This window comes from Lysinibacillus sp. VIII_CA (assembly GCF_049943995.1).
GTDB lineage: Bacteria > Bacillota > Bacilli > Bacillales_A > Planococcaceae > Lysinibacillus > Lysinibacillus pinottii.
Genome location: NZ_JBNFXM010000009.1, coordinates 125,227 through 142,242 on the forward strand (window position 1 = coordinate 125,227; position 17,016 = coordinate 142,242).

A 17,016-nucleotide genomic window follows, 5' to 3' on the forward strand; every position below is an offset into this window, starting at 1 on the left:
CAATGAATCATGAAGCTCCGTTACTAGAAGTCGGTTTTTTAACATTTAATAAATCGACAGTTATGATGTTACTAGTTGCTGCAATTATCGTATTTTTAATTGCCTTTATTTCAACTAGAAGCCTAAAACTAAAACCAACTGGTATGCAAAACTTCATGGAATGGATTATGGACTTCGTTAAGAATATCATCAAAAGCAACATGGACTGGAAAACTGGTGGTCGATTCCACATTCTCGGTATTACGTTAATTATGTTTATCGCAGTATCTAACTTATTAGGTCTTCCATTCTCGATCGTTTATGGTCATGAACTTTGGTGGAAATCACCAACGGCTGACCCAACTGTAACGATGACGTTAGCAACGATGATTTTAGTTTTATCGCATTTCTATGGTGTTAAAATGAAGGGTACAGGGCATTATGCTGGTACATTCTTTAAACCAATGTCTTTCATGTTCCCACTTAAATTAGTAGAGGAATTTGCAAATACATTAACGTTAGGTTTACGTCTTTACGGTAACATTTACGCGGGTGAGATTTTACTTGGCTTATTAGCAGGTTTAGCATCATCAGGTGCTGTGGGATTCATCGGGGCAATCGTTCCAATGATGGCATGGCAAGGTTTCTCAATTTTCATCGGCTTTATCCAAGCCTTTATCTTCACAATGTTAACAATGGTTTACATGGCTCATAAAGTGAGCGATGACCATTAATATAAAGCATATATCATATGCTTGAACCACAAAAACAAACAATTCCAAGGAGGAAATTTTCAAATGACAGGTTCATTAGGTTTATTAGCAGCAGCAATCGCAATCGGTTTAGGTGCACTTGGTGCAGGTATCGGTAACGGTCTTATCGTATCAAAAACAGTAGAAGGTATCGCTCGTCAGCCAGAAGCTCGTGGCGTTCTTCAAACTACAATGTTCATCGGGGTTGCATTAGTTGAAGCCCTACCGATCATCGCAGTAGTAGTAGCATTCATCGTAATGAATAAATAATTCAGTTGAACACTGGATTTTACTAGTGGCGAAGCAGGATTCTCCAGATGAAACTTCGCCCTTCATTTTGGAACGGATAAAAGCTATGTGTAAATATAGCTTTTTAAAATAGGTAGTTTTTTAATTCATTAAATTAAGTTGAAGTTAAAGCTCTTGAAGGGAGTGAAACAATCGTGTATTTAGATTATCTTGTACTAGGTGCTGGCGCTAGTAAGTTCAATAACGGAGACATCATCGCAACATTAGCTATCTTTTTAGTATTAATGTTCTTACTTAAGAAAGTCGCTTGGGGTCCACTGATGGGCATCATGCAACAACGTGAAGAGTTAGTAGCGAGTGAAATCGAAGCAGCTGAAAAAGCGCGCAAAGAGTCGCACCAATTTTTAGAAGAACAAAAGAGCCTTCTTAAAGAAGCTCGTACGGAAGCACAATCGATTGTTGAAGGCGCTAAGAAGCAAGGCGAACTACAAAAAGATGAAATTCTTACTGCAGCTCGTAATGAAGCAAACCGCTTGAAAGAATCGGCTTTACGTGAAATTGAGTCTGAAAAAGAAAAAGCTATTGCAGCTGTACGTGATGAAGTCGTTTCATTATCTGTACTTGCAGCATCGAAAGTCCTTAGCAAAGAGATTTCTGAGGCAGACAACCGTGCTCTAATTGAAGAGACGATTGCGAAGGCAGGGGAAGCTCGATGAGTAATTCAGCTGTAGCAAAACGTTACGCTCAAGCGCTTTTTGAATTAGCGCAACAAAAAAATATTCTTGCTGAGGTTGGAGCAGACTTAAACGAGCTAACAAAGATTGTTCAAGAATCTCCTGATTTTTTAACGCTTTTAAATGCTCCCAAGTTCTCTATCGAACGTAAGAAACAAATGGTAGCTGAAATCTTTGCAGGTGCAACTCCAGAGGTTTTACACACAGTTCAACTACTAGTTGAGAAAAAACGTGTAAACGAAGTGAAGCTTATTGCGAACGCATATGCTGAGCTTGCTGCAAAGGCACAAGGTACTGCAGATGCAACAGTATTCTCTACTCGTGCACTTTCTGCTGAAGAAAGCGCTAATATTTCTACAACATTTGCGAAGCTTGTAGGGAAACAATCATTAAACATTACAAACGAAATTGATCCATCACTTCTTGGTGGTATTCGTGTTCAAATCGGTAATCATATTTACGATAGCTCAGTAGCGAACAAACTTGAGCGCCTAAAACGTGAATTAATCGGTTAATAATTAAGAAATGTGAGAGGTGACATACATGGGCATCAAGGCTGAAGAAATCAGCAGTCTGATTAAACAACAGATTGAGAATTATGAATCTGAACTTAAAGTAAGCGAAGTTGGTACAGTTATCCGTATTGGTGACGGTATCGCTCTTGCTCATGGCCTCGACAACGCCATGGCTGGAGAACTTCTTGAGTTCTCTAACGGTGTTATGGGTATGGCTCAAAACCTAGAAGAAGGTAACGTTGGTATCGTAATCTTAGGTCCATACACAGACATCAAAGAAGGCGATGAAGTTCGTCGTACAGGTCGTATCATGGAAGTACCAGTTGGTGAAGAACTAATTGGCCGTGTTGTAAACCCACTTGGTCAACCAGTGGATGGACAAGGTCCAATCAACACAACTAAATCTCGTCCAATCGAAAGTCCTGCTTTCGGTGTAATGGCTCGTAAATCAGTACACGAACCATTACAAACAGGTATCAAAGCAATTGACGCTCTAGTACCAATTGGTCGTGGTCAACGTGAGTTAATCATCGGTGACCGTCAAGTAGGTAAAACATCAGTAGCAATCGATACAATCTTAAACCAAGATGGCGAAAATATGATTTGTATCTATGTTGCAATCGGTCAAAAAGAATCAACTGTACGTGGTGTAGTTGAAACTTTACGTAAGCACGGTGCATTAGATTACACAATCGTAGTAACTGCTGCGGCTTCTCAACCAGCTCCATTACTATTCTTAGCACCATTTGCTGGTGTTTCTATGGCAGAAGAATTCATGTTACAAGGTAAGCACGTATTAATCGTGTATGATGATCTTTCTAAACAAGCATCAGCTTACCGTGAACTTTCACTTCTTCTACGCCGTCCTCCAGGTCGTGAAGCATACCCTGGTGACGTTTTCTACTTACACAGCCGCTTACTTGAACGTGCTGCGAAGTTAAATGAAACATATCAAAACGGTTCTATTACAGCTCTTCCATTCGTTGAGACACAAGCTGGGGATATCTCTGCATACATCCCAACTAACGTTATCTCAATTACGGATGGTCAAATATTCTTACAATCTGACTTATTCAACTCAGGTGTACGTCCAGCGATTAACGCCGGTCTTTCTGTATCACGTGTAGGTGGATCAGCTCAAATTAAAGCGATGAAAAAAGTTGCGGGTACACTACGTCTTGACTTAGCTGCATTCCGTGAGCTTGAATCATTTGCTCAATTTGGTTCAGATTTAGATAAAATTACACTAGCTAAACTTGAGCGTGGTAAACGTACGGTTGAAGTTCTTAAACAAGACCTAAACAAACCACTTAAAGTTGAAAAGCAAGTAGCAATCCTTTATGCATTAACTAAAGGTCACTTAGATGATATTCCAGTACAAGATATCGTTCGCTTTGAAAGTGAATTCTTAAGCTGGTTAGATTCAAACCACACAAACGTTTTAGATCATGTTCGTACTACAAAAGAGCTTGCTCCTGATGCAGATTACGTAGCAGCTTTAACGGAGTTCAAAAAAACTTTCGCTAAATCAGAATAAGTTCGAGCTAGTCACTTGATTAAAAAACAAAAGGTGGTGAAATACCAGTGGTAAACTTACGCGAAATAAAAGGTCGTATTAATTCTACAAAGAGTACGAAACAAATTACGAAAGCGATGCAGATGGTTTCTTCTTCTAAGTTACGTCGTGCAGAGCAAAATGCTAAAGCGTACGTTCCTTACATGGAAAAAATTCAGGACGTAGTAGGCGCGATCGCTTCAGGAACAAAAGACAGTGGACATCCAATGTTAACTGCTCGTCCTGTTAAGAAAACAGCTTACTTAGTCATTGGTTCTGACCGTGGTCTTGCAGGTGCTTATAACTCAAGTATCCTACGTCAAGTACAACGTACAATTGACGAGCGTCATAAATCTAAAGACGAATACGTGATTTTAGCAATAGGTCGTGTTGTGCGTGACTACTTTGTGAAACGTGATCATAATGTCATCAGTGATGTTGTCGGTCTTCCGGACCAACCTACATTTGCTGATATTAAAGAAATCGCTCGTAATGCTGTTGGTATGTTCATTGACGGTACGTATGATCAACTTTATATGTACTATAATCACTTTGTCAGCGCAATTGCTAACGAAGTGACAGAGAAAAAACTTCTTCCATTAACAGATCTTGCACCTGCTAGCAGCAATGCTTCTTACGAATTCGAGCCATCTGGTGAAGCAATTCTTGAAGTGTTACTTCCACAATACGCGGAAAGCTTAGTTTATGGCGCATTATTAGATGGAAAAGCAAGTGAACATGCTTCTCGTATGACGGCTATGAAAAATGCAACTGATAACGCATCTGATCTTATTTCAGACCTTTCATTGCAATATAACCGTGCGCGTCAAGCGGCGATTACACAAGAAATTACAGAAATCGTTGGTGGAGCTGCAGCCTTAGAATAGGCCAGCTTCCCAATGTCGTATAAGAATACGATAGGAGGATACACAGTAATGAATAAAGGACATGTTATTCAAGTAATGGGTCCAGTTGTTGACGTGAAATTCGACAATGGCCAATTACCAGCAATCTATAACTCACTAACAGTTAAGATTGAACGTCCTAATGAAGAACCAACAATTCTTGCATTAGAAGTTGCGCTTCATTTAGGTGATGATTCTGTTCGTACAATTGCAATGTCATCTACTGATGGCTTACAACGTGGAGCAGAAGTAACAGACTCAGGAAAAGCTATCTCAGTACCAGTTGGTGAAGTTACTTTAGGTCGTGTATTCAACGTACTAGGTGAAGTAATCGACTTAGGTGAAGAGATTCCAGCTGACGCTCGTCGTGATTCAATTCACCGCGAAGCACCAACATTCGAAGAACTTTCAACTACAGTTGAAATTCTTGAAACAGGTATCAAAGTAGTAGACTTATTAGCACCATATATTAAAGGTGGTAAAATCGGTCTCTTCGGTGGTGCCGGCGTAGGTAAAACAGTATTAATCCAAGAATTAATCAATAACATCGCACAAGAGCACTCTGGTATCTCTGTATTCGCTGGTGTAGGTGAGCGTACTCGTGAAGGGAACGACTTATTCTTCGAGATGAGCGATTCAGGCGTTATCAAGCAAACAGCGATGGTATTCGGTCAAATGAATGAACCACCAGGTGCACGTATGCGTGTAGCTTTAACTGGTCTTACAATGGCAGAATACTTCCGTGATGAGCAAGGTGCTGACGTACTTTTATTCATCGATAATATCTTCCGTTTCACGCAAGCAGGTTCTGAGGTTTCTGCCCTATTAGGTCGTATGCCTTCTGCGGTAGGTTACCAACCAACACTTGCTACAGAAATGGGTAAACTACAAGAGCGTATCACATCTACGAACAAAGGATCTGTAACTTCTATCCAAGCGATCTATGTACCAGCCGATGACTATACTGACCCGGCTCCAGCTACAACTTTCGCCCATTTAGATGCTACTACTAACCTTGAGCGTAAATTATCAGAAATGGGTATCTACCCTGCGGTTGACCCATTAGCTTCGACTTCACGTGCATTATCACCTGAAATCGTAGGCGCTGAGCACTATGCAGTTGCTACTGGTGTACAACGTACAATCCAACGTTACCGTGAATTACAAGATATCATTGCCATTCTAGGTATGGATGAATTATCTGATGAAGATAAACAAACAGTAGAACGTGCTCGTCGTATTCAATTCTTCTTATCACAAAACTTCCACGTAGCGGAACAATTCACTGGTCAAAAAGGTTCTTATGTACCTGTAAAAGAAACTGTTCGTTCATTCAAGGAAATTCTTGATGGCAAATGGGATCACCTACCAGAAGATGCTTTCCGTCTAGTTGGTTCAATTGATGAAGTAGTTGAAAAAGCGAAAAGCATGGGCGTAGAGGTTTAATACTAGGGACGAGGAGGAAAAAATATGAAGACAGTTCTAGTCAATATTGTCACTCCCGACGGCCCGGTATACGATTCTGAAGTATCAATGGTAATCGCTAAAACAACTTCAGGAGAAATCGGTGTTCTTGCAGGCCATATTCCGATGGTTGCTCCACTTGCAATTGGTGCAGTGAAGCTGAAAAAAGCAGACGGTTCTACTGACATTGTTGCTGTTAGCGGTGGTTTCATTGAAGTTCGTCCAGAAAAGATTTCAATTTTAGCGCCTTCTGCTGAAGTTGCTGAAAGTATTGATGTTCAACGTGCAAAAGAAGCCGTTAAACGTGCTGAAGGACGTCTTCAAGGTAAACAAGACAACATTGATTTCAAACGTGCTGACCTAGCATTAAAACGTGCGTTGAATCGTATCAACGTTCATGAGGGTAATATCTAATTCATTTTTAACGGGCAGATATAGCATCTGCCCGTTTTTTAAAATGCTTAAATTATAGGACAGTTGGAGGGGGAAATATGGAGCTTTATGAAGCAATAGGACAAGAAGCCTTATTAGGCATTTTATCGCATTTGTTTTTTATAGCTATTACATTTTACGCATTACAGGCTTTTATGGCAGAAAAACTATTCAAAAAGAATAGAGTTTTTCAAATTCAACTTATTTATATTTTATTAAGTATTGCAATTGGTTCTGCTGTATCCAATTTCTTTTTACAAATATCTAACTGGTCTGGCAAACTTCCATACTTGTTTTAAAGATTCGACTTTATCAATTCGAATCTTACACTCCATCACTACATACTTCAAAGGACTTTATAATAACATTTATGTGGCCCTTTGAACTATGTATAAAAAAACTTCTAAAAGTTGTTTTTTGTTCATACATCTTTGGGTATGTATTAGAAGTGAACTGGTTATTGGTCATTCACAAAAAAAAAGTGGTAGCGTACAATAAATAAATAGCAAAATATCTAATAATGCCTTAAAATAGTGATTTGGACGCTTGAATGGGCGTTAAAAAAGTTGTACTATAGAGTTGTTTGTTTACTGATTATGACATTATACTTCTTTATTAAAATAAAAATTCGGTAGGTTAATAGATTGAATTCGGAGGGACATAGGGTGGATAAAATAATAGTGACTGGCGGCCAAAAACTACAGGGAAAAGTACGTGTAGAGGGCGCAAAAAATGCAGTGTTACCAATCCTTGCAGCAGCTTTACTTGCTTCAAAGGGAGAAAATGTAATTAAAGAAGTCCCTAACTTAGCAGACGTCTTTACAATAAACGAAGTACTTAAAAGTTTAAACGCAGCAGTTACATATATACCTGAAGATAATGCCGTATATATAGATGCAACAAAAGAACTTTCTAGTGAAGCACAATTTGAGTATGTTAGTAAAATGCGTGCATCAATTTTAGTAATGGGCTCGTTACTTGCGCGTAATGGGTATGCTCGTGTTGCGCTACCAGGAGGGTGTGCAATCGGTTCTCGCCCAATTGAATTACATTTAAAAGGTTTCGAAGCAATGGGAGCGAAGATTTCATTTGGCCATGGATATGTAGAGGCAAAGACAGAGGGTCGTTTAAAAGGAGCAAATGTATATTTAGACTTCCCAAGTGTTGGGGCAACTGAAAATATTATGACAGCAGCATCTTTAGCAGAGGGGACAACTGTAATTGAAAATGCTGCCAAAGAGCCTGAAATCGTAGATCTTGCTAACTTTATTAATAGTATGGGCGGACGTGTAATTGGTGCTGGTACAAATACGATTCGTATAGAAGGAGTCGATACATTATATGGAGTAGAGCATCATATTATTCCGGACCGCATTGAGGCTGGTACATTTATGGTGGCAGCAGCTATTACTAAGGGTGATGTGGTCATTGAAAATGCAGTTCCTGAGCATATGACGGCTTTGATTGCAAAGATGCGCGAAATGGGCGTAGAGATTATAGAGTTGGATGAAGGCATTCGTGTATGTGCTCCTCAGACATTAAAGGCTGTGGATATTAAAACAATGCCACATCCAGGGTTCCCGACAGATATGCAATCTCAAATGATGGCGTTAATGTTGACTGCGGAAGGTACGAGTATCATTACGGAAACAGTATTTGAAAATCGTTTTATGCATGTTGAGGAGTTCCGTCGTATGAATGCGGGTGCTAAAATAGAAGGACGCTCTGTGTTTATTGAGGGGCCAGTAGAGCTTCAGGGGGCTGAAGTAATGGCAACGGATTTACGAGCTGCGGCTGCACTGATTTTAGCAGGTCTAGTATCAGAAGGAATTACACGTGTTACAAAACTACACCATTTAGATCGTGGATATGTTGATTTCCATGGTAAATTAGCTTCTCTTGGTGCCAATATTGAACGTATTACTGATGAAGAAGTTGTGACAACTGAAGACATTTCTGTTGAATTACCTGCAAACTAAAATGTGTCAAAACCCTTTGCTTACATAAGCAGAGGGTTTTTTATTTTTCATAACTAAATGATATACAGCATATTATTCCTTATGAAAAAATGGATGATTAGTATAGGTGTCCTTTGTTTAATGGGAGCATTATATGTGCTTCCTGTTTTAGGATTTAGCGAAAGACGGGAGGAAGTGCAACCTCCAACAGCGGAAGAAAAAGCTTGCGAAATACTTATAGAAGTGGAGGGACAAAAGGAAAAAATCCCTTTAGAGAAATATATAACAGGGGTCGTTGCGGCAGAAATGCCTGTTTCTTTTAAAAAGGAGGCATTGAAGGCTCAAGCGATTGCAGCACGAACTTATGCGTTAAAAACGACAAATTACGGTAAAAAAGCAATTGCACCGACTGTAGCAAAGCAGGTTTTCTATGATGAGAGTCAAAGAAAAGCGAATTGGGCTAGCAATTTCCTGGGAAATGAAAAGAAAATTGTCGAAGCAATTAATGAAACGAAAGGACAAGTTCTTCTTTATAATAATAATTTAATTACAGCTATGTTCCATTCAACAAGCAATGGACAAACAGAAAGTGCATACGGTTATAGTGGAAATAACATTCCATATTTGCAAAGTGTTTCAAGTATATCAGATCAAGCCTCTCCTAAATTTGAGGCAGAGCAAGAGTGGTCACTAGCACAATGGAATAAACTATGGCCAGTACAATGGCAAGCTAGTGATTTTAATCGTATACAGCTATTTTACAATGACTCAGGGCGTGTAGAGCGTCTACAATTAGGGAATAATGTCTGGACAGGGAGACAGGTACGAACATTTCTTGGGATACCATCAACAGATTTTTCAATTGTCTATAATGCTAATACAAAAAGAGTGCACGTGAAAACTCAAGGATATGGTCATGGAGTAGGAATGAGTCAATATGGAGCAGAGGCCATGGCAAATGAAGGGAAAACCGCTGCTGAAATTTTACACTATTATTATCAAGATATTGAAATAAAAAAAATAGATGCATGTTTAAAATAACTTCTAGTTGTTCACACTGCAACTAGAGGTGATGAAAATGAGAGAGGATAAAAATAATAAAGCTTCTCAAAACCAGAATCCAAATCAAAAGGAAAATGGTCAGTTACAAAAGAAACCATGGTTTTGGCCAGTAGTTTACACAGGTGGTGCACTCGTTCTAGCAGGGTTGTTATTTGGTTACAATAGTCTTGTATCAAAAGTAGAAGATGCTCCTTTACCAGATTTAGCGGAAGTTGACTCGGGTCCAGTAGTAGAAACAAATGCACGTACTGAAAACATGATGTATCCATTCAAAGAAGAGAGTCTTGGTAAAGTACAAATTTTACAAGAGTTTTATGAGCTAGAAGCAAATGAAGAATCTCGTGAAAATGCACTAATGGTATTTAATCAAACATTTACTACGTCTTCTGGTATCTCTATTGCTATGAATGGTGAAGAGTTTGAAGTACTAGCTGCTATGAGTGGTAAAGTACTAGAAGTAAAACTAGACGCATTTACAGGGAATAAAATTGTCATCGAGCATCCAAATGGCATGCAAACTCACTATAGCTCTGTAAAAGATATCGCTGTAAAAGAAGGCGATGAGGTTACACAAGGTCAAGCTTTAGGAAAAGCGACTGATAACGAGTGGAATCAAGCGGCTGGCGTCCACATGCATTTCGAAGTAGTTGAAGACGGAAAATATGTTAATCCGAAAAAATTACTAGCTTTTTAATTCTGAAAGCTAGTAACGCATAAAAATCAGCATTTTATTAGGAAAATGCAAAACGTGTTCTGAATAGCTTTGTCCTTACATAAGGTGAAGAAATGCGCAAATGTGCATCTGATTGCCAAAGCATTTTGTGAAATTGTGTGGAAAGGACGAAGAACGTGCATGAGCACATTCGGAAGCGCTGCATACGCCTCGGTGAATTACTGATTGAGACGCGTGAGACTGTGCGTGTCCTCGCGAAAATGACTGGTTATTCAAAAAGTACGGTGCACAAAGATTTAACAGAGCGATTACCAACAATTCATGAAGGATTAGCTGACCAAGTGAAGGAAATACTCGCCTACCATAAGGCCGTACGTCATATTCGCGGAGGAGAAGCAACGAAAAACAAGTGGAAAGAAAGAGCGAGTCAAGATTGATTCGTTCTTTTTTGTTGTGTGGACAGGCATAAAATAAGATTGTTAAAGGTAAAGTAATACTATACTATTGCCATGCGGATCGTGAAAAGAAAACAGTCTTAATCATTAAATTCAGGGTGAAATTACCAATAGAATATGATAAAATATTCTAGATAAAGAGATAAAATGAACGTTATGTAGTTGGAACTGGCGGGAAGGAGAAATTATAAAATGTTTTCGAAAGATATCGGCATTGACTTAGGTACTGCGAACGTATTAATTCACGTTAAAGGTAAAGGAATCGTCTTAAATGAACCATCTGTAGTGGCTATTGACAAAAAGACAAATAAAGTATTAGCGGTAGGGGAAGAAGCTCGCCAAATGGTAGGGAGAACGCCAGGTAATATTACAGCAATTCGCCCACTTAGAGATGGGGTCATTGCAGATTTTGATGTGACCGAAGCGATGTTAAGACACTTTATTAACAAATTAAATGTCAAAGGATTTTTAGCAAAGCCACGTATTTTAATTTGTTGTCCAACGAATATTACAAGTGTTGAACAAAAGGCTATCCGTGAAGCGGCAGAGAAATCAGGCGGTAAAAAAGTATATTTAGAGGAAGAACCAAAAGTAGCAGCAATTGGTGCAGGCATGGATATCTTCCAACCAAGCGGAAATATGGTAGTTGATATCGGCGGTGGAACAACAGATATTGCCGTTCTTTCAATGGGTGATATTGTTACAAGTGAATCCATTAAAGTGGCAGGAGATGTGTTTGATAACGATATTTTGCAATATATTAAAAAAGAATATAAATTGCTAATTGGTGAACGTACAGCAGAGGCTATTAAAATGACAATCGGAACAGTATTCAAAGGTAGTCGTAATGACACAATGGATATCCGTGGTCGTGACATGGTGACTGGTTTACCACGAACAATTTCCATTCACTCTGAAGAAATCGAACGTGCATTACACGAGTCTGTAGCAATGATCGTTCAATCTGCCAAAAATGTTTTAGAAAAAACACCACCTGAGCTATCGGCTGATATCATTGACCGCGGCGTTATTATTACAGGTGGCGGAGCACTTTTACATGGTATGGATCAACTATTAATTGAAGAATTAAAAGTACCTGTCTTTATTGCTGAAAGACCTATGGATTGTGTAGCTATTGGTACAGGCATAATGCTCGAAAATATAGATCGCGTGCCAGCGTCCTTATAAAAATAAAATGAGGTGATTTCTTTGTTTAAAGGTTTTTATACAGTTGCAACGGGTATGATCACGCAACAAAGAAGAACAGAATTACTATCTAACAATTTAGCGAATGCAAATACACCAGGATTTAAGGCTGACCAATCCACGATTCGTTCGTTTCCAGATATGTTGATGTCTAGCATCGGAAAAACAAATGCACCTGCCAATCAACAAGCTGGTGCCGAATATATGAGTCAAGTAGGCGCTTTAAATACTGGGACATACTTACAAGAAACATTACCAAATTACATACAGGGCCAAATCTATAGCACTGATTTTACAACAGATATGGCATTGATTGATGGAAACTTACCCCAAAATGAAGATGGTGTGACTGGCTCAATATTCTTTAGACTAGCACATCCAGATGGTGGGGAAGCCTATACACGTAATGGTAATTTTACTTTGGATGGCCAAGGTTATTTAGTGAATGGGCAAGGCCTTTATGTGTTAAATGATGCTGGACAAAGAATCCAGTTACCTAATGATGATTTCCGCCTCGACGAAAGTGGCGCCATTTACGTTAATAATCAACAAGTAGCGCGGGTAGGCGTATCATATGCTGCCAATCCGAACATGCTACAGAAACAAGATAACGGTCTTATTCGGACAGAAAATGGCGCAAATCTGCCATCAGCCTATGGAACGAATGGAGTTTCCTTTACATTACGTCAGAACTTCTTAGAGGGCTCAAACGTAGATTCTGGTCGTGCAATGACAGATTTAATGACAGCCTACCGAGCATTTGAAGCCAATCAAAAAGTATTACAAGCTTATGATCGCAGCATGGAAAAGGCTGTTAATGAAATCGGTAAAATTTAACGGACGAACAGAACAGGAGGCTTTTTATAAATGCTACGTACAATGATGACAGCAACCAATACAATGGGCCAATTACAAAATAAACTAGATACAATTAGTAATAACATTGCCAATAGTAGTACAACAGGCTTTAAAGCGAAGGAAGCAACCTTCAATGAGTTACTCTATCAACAGTTTAATAATGACAAACTGGATCGTGCCGAGCGTCAAACACCTGTTGGTATTCGCTTTGGATCAGGCGCAATGCTTGGCCAAATTAAATCCAATCAAAAGCAAGGTTCATTGCAAACAACTAATCGAGATTTGGACTTAGCTTTTACAAAAGCAAAACAATATTTCAATATTTTAATGCCAAATGGTGAAAATGGAACTGAAACAGTGTATACTCGACAAGGTGACTTTTATTTATCGCCGCTAAATAATGGAACAGTTATGCTAGTAACGGCTGAAGGATACCCAGTGGCAAATGCTGCTGGACAAGCTATTACATTACCAGATAATGTGCAAGGATTTTCAGTACGAAATGGTGGTATACTAGAAGCATCTTATCCAAATGGCGATATAATTCGTACGGATTTAGCGGTTACGGAATTTCAAAAACCGCAACTAATGGAACATGTTTCAGGTTCTTATGTTGGATTACCAGACAACCTTGCTGAACTTGGCTTTACACAAGCTGAAGTTCTAACAGAGCTAGTAGGTGCTAACCGTCAGCAAATCGGCATGCAGGGTGGTACTTTAGAAATGTCCAATGTTAACCTCTCGAAGGAAATGACAGAACTAATTCAAACACAACGTTCCTATCAATTCAATGCAAGAACGGTTACATTAGCAGACCAAATGCTTGGTCTCATTAATGGTATTCGATAGGGAGTCATCCTAAAAAGCAAGGAATGAAGAGGAGTACAATTTATGACAAACGATTCACGTCGACGTTCTGTGCCGACACAAGAAACCGATACGCAACCAGAAAAGAAAGAACGCCGCTCAAATGGAGAGCAACGCGAGGTTCGATGGGTGCAAATCCGACTGATTCCGATTTGGTTACGCATTGTAATTGTTCTCATCTTAGTTGTTGCTGCCGCAACATTAGGCGCAATGGTTGGCTTTAGTGTTATTGGAGAAGGAAATGCTATGGATATTTTCAAAAAAGAAACATGGCAACATATATTCGATATTATGCATGGTAAAGAATAATTTTATTCTTTACCTTACTTTGTGTATACATACTTTATTTTGAGGGGGAAATGACATGTTAACAGCAGAGCAAATTCAAGCAATTTTACCACACCGTTATCCATTTTTATTTGTAGATCGTATTATTGAATTAGAAGAGGGAAAACGTGCAGTAGGCTTAAAGAATGTTTCTATGAATGAGGACTTCTTTAATGGACACTTCCCAGGATATCCAGTAATGCCAGGTGTGCTAATTGTAGAGGCATTAGCACAAGTAGGTGGAGTAGCTCTTTTAAATGCCGAAGAATTTAAGGGACGCTTGGCATTTTTAACGGGTGTTGATAACTGTCGTTTCAAACGTCAAGTAGTACCTGGAGACCAACTTAAATTGGAAGTGGAGTTTGTAAAACTTCGTGGTTCTATGGGTAAAGGACATGGCGTAGCAACTGTAGATGGAGAACTTGTATGTGAAGCCGATATTCTATTTGCAATTGGACCGGAGCAGCCAAAGCAAGCATAATTTGCATTTATAGACCAAAAGATATAAAATAGATAAAGTCAAGTCAAAAAATTGAGACTAGTAGGTTCTTAAACTGCGATGGCGAATTAAGCGATTGTGAATTGAAATAGATGTAATTTTTAGGTTTTACAAACGTAGGAGGATTATTAAGATGTATAAGGAATTGTCTTCAGGTATTAAAATTAGCATTACTCGTTCGATTTCAACATCTTTTGAAACATACTTAGCAAGTATTGGTTGGGAAGAAGAGCGCTTTTCCATGGAAGACTTCATTGCAAGCTGGCAGACTTATTTCCAAGAGAATGCAGCATGGATCGAAAAAATTCCAGCCGAAATATTGATGAGCGCAGAGTTTCATGAAGAGATGGCACAAAAAATTGATGAGGTCATTGCCAAAATTTTAAATGAAGAACCAACAGCACAACAAGTTGAAACAATCGAGGCATTGCAAAAAGAGCTAGGCACAGACTATAGCTACGACTGTAAAGCAGAAGCAGCATATATTGAACAGTTATTAAAAGAAAAACAAAAATAGTTTGTAGAAAAATCGGATAGTTCCCTCCTTTCTCGGGCAATCTATGTTAGATCACAAATACACATGATGTATTTGCTGACATAGTACCAAGAAAGGAGGTTTTTTACTATGTGGAAAATGTCATTTTTAACCATTATTCTGGCTACTGTATTCCTTGGAGGATGTAACTGGGGAAATCGTGCAGTTGAAGATCATCCTGTGAGAAACGCAGAGACTGACGTTCGTAATGGTGTGGATCGTGTCGAGGATGCGTTAGATCCAAATCATCGAAATGATGCATACGATCGGAATGTAAATGGTGTTGAACGAGGTACTGTAAATGAAAATACAACTTTACCTGAAGCGACAACGCCTGGATCAAATGCTGATATTAACAGCACAAATGGCTATGACAACGTACCAAACGCGAATGGCGTAAACGGTGTTAAGCGTAATGACAACATGGTTGATGAAAAAGCCAACGACACTGAAAAGTATCGTGACGGTATGAACAACCGATAATATCAAAAGAGTGTTTCCTACAAGGAAAACACTCTTTTTTTGATTTGAGGAAGCGGAATGCCTATTGGAATATAATATTTCAAGTCATTTATGACCCCGTTATCCCAAATAACTTGTACTGACAAGACCTCATTTCACAGAAAAACCTTCAAACGTTTTTTTAAAAAAAACGATGCAAGAAATTTGCATCGTCAGTCACTCTTCAATTTTGGTCGCTGCTTCATATCTTTTGTAAAGCGTTCCAGCAAATGTTCTAAAGAAACACCTTCAGCTAGTAGTTCAGAAAGTAATTGTTCGGCATATTTAGAGCGTTTTATTTTGAGGGTACCTTTTAAAAGTACTGATACATGGTCACCGATTTCTTGAACCGTATGTACGATTACCTGAAAAGGAGCGGGTTCATTATCGGGAAATGAAATAACGGCACGTACATTAAAAATAGTAGCATTCGCTAAGAGCTCATCAAAGGTTGAACGATATTGTTTTTCCATAAACAATTCGAGTATCCAAGACTGATGGCTATTTTCCTGATTAATAATGATACCATCGACTAAAGGGAATGGTTGAACGCCATCTTTTGTGACAAGGTCAAAGGAAAGCATTTTAAATGTTTTCATTATGTATATTCCTCCTAAGTCTGTCATTCTTTTAGTATAACACATACGGTTCCAGTTGTTGGTCATACGCACTTACTAGTTAATTTCTATTACTGCGAAATTATTGATTTCATGAAATAGCATTTGCCATTACTGCCTAAAGCATTCTGGTGAAAAAATAAGAAAAAAAAGAAAAATACAACAGGTAATTTACCTATTTTATGCAGAAGTATCATGGCAAATTATCATTTTTCGATTTTGTTAATATTGGAATCATTTTGTAAGATGAAGGCAATCCACAGCAAAGGAGGTGAAGGGATGAATCAAGTCGGACTGGTCGGAAGGTTTACGAAAGATCCAGTATTACGATACTTATCTGGAAATCGTGTGCAGACTCATTTTTCACTCGCCATTAATCGCAATTTCAAAAATAACCATGGGGAAATAGATACAGATTTTATATTCTGTACAGTTTGGGGAAGACTTGCAGAACATATCGTCAAGTATTGCGGCAAAGGCTCATTAATAGGTGCAAACGGCCGAATTCAAACAAGGTCATTTGTAAATGAAGAAAACACTAAGATTTTTATGACAGAGGTAGTGGTCGAGGATGTTCGATTTTATCAACTTAAACAAAGGGATAGTGACGAAGCTTCTATGGTGACGCCACCTCCACCCAATGAACAGGAAGACTTAAAAGACTTTGTATTACCATAGCATGCTACATACGGCGCAGGAAAAGTATTGTCTAATCCGCCATTCTCCTTAAACTCCTTGCACCGTAGTAACAGAAAGGAATGATGTGGACCAATTTTTTTCGGAAAAGTTGCTGAAGACCGCACAGCAATGAAATTTTTAACACAACTGAATATGGATATGAAGTAAGTAGGGAAGAGAAGAGAAGTAAACATG

22 protein-coding genes are annotated in these 17,016 nt (G+C 38.8%); 21 read left to right on the forward strand and 1 reads right to left on the reverse strand.

Translation table 11 applies throughout. The features are described from left to right. Positions 1–2 precede the first annotated feature (2 nt). The 20 genes from atpB to ACP3VS_RS14115 all read left to right on the forward strand — a co-directional run bounded on the left by atpB (position 3) and on the right by ACP3VS_RS14115 (position 15,508). A complete protein-coding gene (atpB, locus tag ACP3VS_RS14020; RefSeq protein ID WP_012292763.1) occupies positions 3–713 on the forward strand; it encodes a F0F1 ATP synthase subunit A in 711 nt (236 codons plus the stop codon). Positions 714–776: 63 nt separating this feature from the next. Next, positions 777–1,001 carry a F0F1 ATP synthase subunit C gene (atpE, locus tag ACP3VS_RS14025; RefSeq protein ID WP_004269474.1) on the forward strand — a complete coding sequence of 75 codons (225 nt, stop codon included), beginning with the start codon at positions 777–779 and terminating at the stop codon, positions 999–1,001. A gap of 173 nt (positions 1,002–1,174) precedes the next feature. Further along, positions 1,175–1,696, forward strand: coding sequence for a F0F1 ATP synthase subunit B (atpF, locus tag ACP3VS_RS14030; protein WP_012292764.1), 522 nt, complete (start codon positions 1,175–1,177; stop codon positions 1,694–1,696). Further along, positions 1,693–2,229 (forward strand): F0F1 ATP synthase subunit delta, encoded by a 537-nt coding sequence (locus ACP3VS_RS14035; RefSeq protein ID WP_012292765.1) that lies wholly within the window; start codon positions 1,693–1,695, stop codon positions 2,227–2,229. The genes atpF and ACP3VS_RS14035 overlap by 4 nt, the downstream gene beginning before the upstream one ends. A 28-nt stretch (positions 2,230–2,257) precedes the next feature. Continuing rightward, complete coding sequence (gene atpA, locus ACP3VS_RS14040) at positions 2,258–3,766, forward strand: F0F1 ATP synthase subunit alpha (protein ID WP_012292766.1); 1,509 nt, start codon at positions 2,258–2,260, stop codon at positions 3,764–3,766. Positions 3,767–3,813: 47 nt separating this feature from the next. Further along, a complete protein-coding gene (gene atpG, locus ACP3VS_RS14045; protein WP_008180542.1) occupies positions 3,814–4,671 on the forward strand; it encodes an ATP synthase F1 subunit gamma in 858 nt (285 codons plus the stop codon). Between the two features lie 48 nt (positions 4,672–4,719). Then, positions 4,720–6,135 (forward strand): F0F1 ATP synthase subunit beta, encoded by a 1,416-nt coding sequence (atpD, locus tag ACP3VS_RS14050; protein WP_012292768.1) that lies wholly within the window; start codon positions 4,720–4,722, stop codon positions 6,133–6,135. Positions 6,136–6,159: 24 nt separating this feature from the next. Continuing rightward, positions 6,160–6,567: a F0F1 ATP synthase subunit epsilon gene (locus ACP3VS_RS14055; RefSeq protein WP_031418510.1), complete on the forward strand. Its 408-nt coding sequence runs from the start codon at positions 6,160–6,162 to the stop codon at positions 6,565–6,567. Between the two features lie 77 nt (positions 6,568–6,644). After that, entirely contained in the window at positions 6,645–6,884 is a 240-nt protein-coding gene (locus ACP3VS_RS14060; RefSeq protein ID WP_012292770.1) for a DUF1146 family protein, read from the forward strand. A gap of 366 nt (positions 6,885–7,250) precedes the next feature. Then, positions 7,251–8,564, forward strand: coding sequence for a UDP-N-acetylglucosamine 1-carboxyvinyltransferase (murA, locus tag ACP3VS_RS14065; RefSeq protein ID WP_012292771.1), 1,314 nt, complete (start codon positions 7,251–7,253; stop codon positions 8,562–8,564). Between the two features lie 120 nt (positions 8,565–8,684). Further along, positions 8,685–9,584: a stage II sporulation protein D gene (gene spoIID / locus ACP3VS_RS14070; protein ID WP_426388976.1), complete on the forward strand. Its 900-nt coding sequence runs from the start codon at positions 8,685–8,687 to the stop codon at positions 9,582–9,584. A gap of 37 nt (positions 9,585–9,621) precedes the next feature. Beyond that, positions 9,622–10,299, forward strand: coding sequence for a M23 family metallopeptidase (locus ACP3VS_RS14075; RefSeq protein WP_031418512.1), 678 nt, complete (start codon positions 9,622–9,624; stop codon positions 10,297–10,299). A 155-nt stretch (positions 10,300–10,454) separates the two neighbouring features. Continuing rightward, positions 10,455–10,715, forward strand: a complete 261-nt coding sequence (locus tag ACP3VS_RS14080; protein ID WP_025114760.1) for a sporulation transcriptional regulator SpoIIID — start codon at positions 10,455–10,457, stop codon at positions 10,713–10,715. 210 nt (positions 10,716–10,925) lie between these two features. After that, entirely contained in the window at positions 10,926–11,921 is a 996-nt protein-coding gene (locus tag ACP3VS_RS14085) for a rod shape-determining protein (RefSeq protein ID WP_008180529.1), read from the forward strand. A 21-nt stretch (positions 11,922–11,942) separates the two neighbouring features. After that, positions 11,943–12,776: a flagellar hook-basal body protein gene (locus ACP3VS_RS14090; protein WP_031418513.1), complete on the forward strand. Its 834-nt coding sequence runs from the start codon at positions 11,943–11,945 to the stop codon at positions 12,774–12,776. A 30-nt stretch (positions 12,777–12,806) separates the two neighbouring features. Further along, positions 12,807–13,646, forward strand: a complete 840-nt coding sequence (locus ACP3VS_RS14095; RefSeq protein ID WP_012292775.1) for a flagellar hook-basal body protein — start codon at positions 12,807–12,809, stop codon at positions 13,644–13,646. Positions 13,647–13,688: 42 nt separating this feature from the next. Further along, positions 13,689–13,973: a DNA-directed RNA polymerase subunit beta gene (locus tag ACP3VS_RS14100; protein ID WP_012292776.1), complete on the forward strand. Its 285-nt coding sequence runs from the start codon at positions 13,689–13,691 to the stop codon at positions 13,971–13,973. A gap of 55 nt (positions 13,974–14,028) precedes the next feature. Further along, positions 14,029–14,472: a 3-hydroxyacyl-ACP dehydratase FabZ gene (gene fabZ / locus ACP3VS_RS14105; RefSeq protein WP_031418516.1), complete on the forward strand. Its 444-nt coding sequence runs from the start codon at positions 14,029–14,031 to the stop codon at positions 14,470–14,472. A 151-nt stretch (positions 14,473–14,623) separates the two neighbouring features. Next, positions 14,624–15,007: a hypothetical protein gene (locus ACP3VS_RS14110; RefSeq protein ID WP_099806131.1), complete on the forward strand. Its 384-nt coding sequence runs from the start codon at positions 14,624–14,626 to the stop codon at positions 15,005–15,007. Between the two features lie 108 nt (positions 15,008–15,115). Next, the gene (locus ACP3VS_RS14115; protein ID WP_036160741.1) at positions 15,116–15,508 is read left to right on the forward strand and encodes a hypothetical protein; all 393 of its coding nucleotides are present in this window, start codon (positions 15,116–15,118) and stop codon (positions 15,506–15,508) included. Between the two features lie 191 nt (positions 15,509–15,699). On the opposite strand, the gene ACP3VS_RS14120 is transcribed toward ACP3VS_RS14115, so the two are convergent. After that, entirely contained in the window at positions 15,700–16,125 is a 426-nt protein-coding gene (locus tag ACP3VS_RS14120) for a YwpF family protein (protein WP_036166925.1), read from the reverse strand. A 297-nt stretch (positions 16,126–16,422) separates the two neighbouring features. Between ACP3VS_RS14120 and ACP3VS_RS14125 the strand changes: the two genes are divergently transcribed. Then, positions 16,423–16,821 carry a single-stranded DNA-binding protein gene (locus ACP3VS_RS14125; protein WP_036160744.1) on the forward strand — a complete coding sequence of 133 codons (399 nt, stop codon included), beginning with the start codon at positions 16,423–16,425 and terminating at the stop codon, positions 16,819–16,821. The last annotated feature ends 195 nt before the right edge of the window (positions 16,822–17,016 follow it).

What these genes read in the sequence shown, in the direction of transcription:
- atpE (WP_004269474.1), top strand. Translation starts at nt 777, where the DNA reads ATGACAGGTTCATTAGGTTTATTAGCAGCAGCAATCGCAATCGGTTTA.
- ACP3VS_RS14060 (WP_012292770.1), top strand. Translation starts at nt 6,645, where the DNA reads ATGGAGCTTTATGAAGCAATAGGACAAGAAGCCTTATTAGGCATTTTA.
- ACP3VS_RS14035 (WP_012292765.1), top strand. Translation starts at nt 1,693, where the DNA reads ATGAGTAATTCAGCTGTAGCAAAACGTTACGCTCAAGCGCTTTTTGAA.
- ACP3VS_RS14095 (WP_012292775.1), top strand. Translation starts at nt 12,807, where the DNA reads ATGCTACGTACAATGATGACAGCAACCAATACAATGGGCCAATTACAA.
- atpB (WP_012292763.1), top strand. Translation starts at nt 3, where the DNA reads ATGAATCATGAAGCTCCGTTACTAGAAGTCGGTTTTTTAACATTTAAT.
- ACP3VS_RS14110 (WP_099806131.1), top strand. Translation starts at nt 14,624, where the DNA reads ATGTATAAGGAATTGTCTTCAGGTATTAAAATTAGCATTACTCGTTCG.
- ACP3VS_RS14120 (WP_036166925.1), bottom strand. Translation starts at nt 16,125, where the DNA reads ATGAAAACATTTAAAATGCTTTCCTTTGACCTTGTCACAAAAGATGGC.
- ACP3VS_RS14125 (WP_036160744.1), top strand. Translation starts at nt 16,423, where the DNA reads ATGAATCAAGTCGGACTGGTCGGAAGGTTTACGAAAGATCCAGTATTA.
- atpA (WP_012292766.1), top strand. Translation starts at nt 2,258, where the DNA reads ATGGGCATCAAGGCTGAAGAAATCAGCAGTCTGATTAAACAACAGATT.
- ACP3VS_RS14085 (WP_008180529.1), top strand. Translation starts at nt 10,926, where the DNA reads ATGTTTTCGAAAGATATCGGCATTGACTTAGGTACTGCGAACGTATTA.
- ACP3VS_RS14055 (WP_031418510.1), top strand. Translation starts at nt 6,160, where the DNA reads ATGAAGACAGTTCTAGTCAATATTGTCACTCCCGACGGCCCGGTATAC.
- ACP3VS_RS14115 (WP_036160741.1), top strand. Translation starts at nt 15,116, where the DNA reads ATGTGGAAAATGTCATTTTTAACCATTATTCTGGCTACTGTATTCCTT.
- fabZ (WP_031418516.1), top strand. Translation starts at nt 14,029, where the DNA reads ATGTTAACAGCAGAGCAAATTCAAGCAATTTTACCACACCGTTATCCA.
- atpD (WP_012292768.1), top strand. Translation starts at nt 4,720, where the DNA reads ATGAATAAAGGACATGTTATTCAAGTAATGGGTCCAGTTGTTGACGTG.
- spoIID (WP_426388976.1), top strand. Translation starts at nt 8,685, where the DNA reads ATGGGAGCATTATATGTGCTTCCTGTTTTAGGATTTAGCGAAAGACGG.
- ACP3VS_RS14075 (WP_031418512.1), top strand. Translation starts at nt 9,622, where the DNA reads ATGAGAGAGGATAAAAATAATAAAGCTTCTCAAAACCAGAATCCAAAT.
- ACP3VS_RS14100 (WP_012292776.1), top strand. Translation starts at nt 13,689, where the DNA reads ATGACAAACGATTCACGTCGACGTTCTGTGCCGACACAAGAAACCGAT.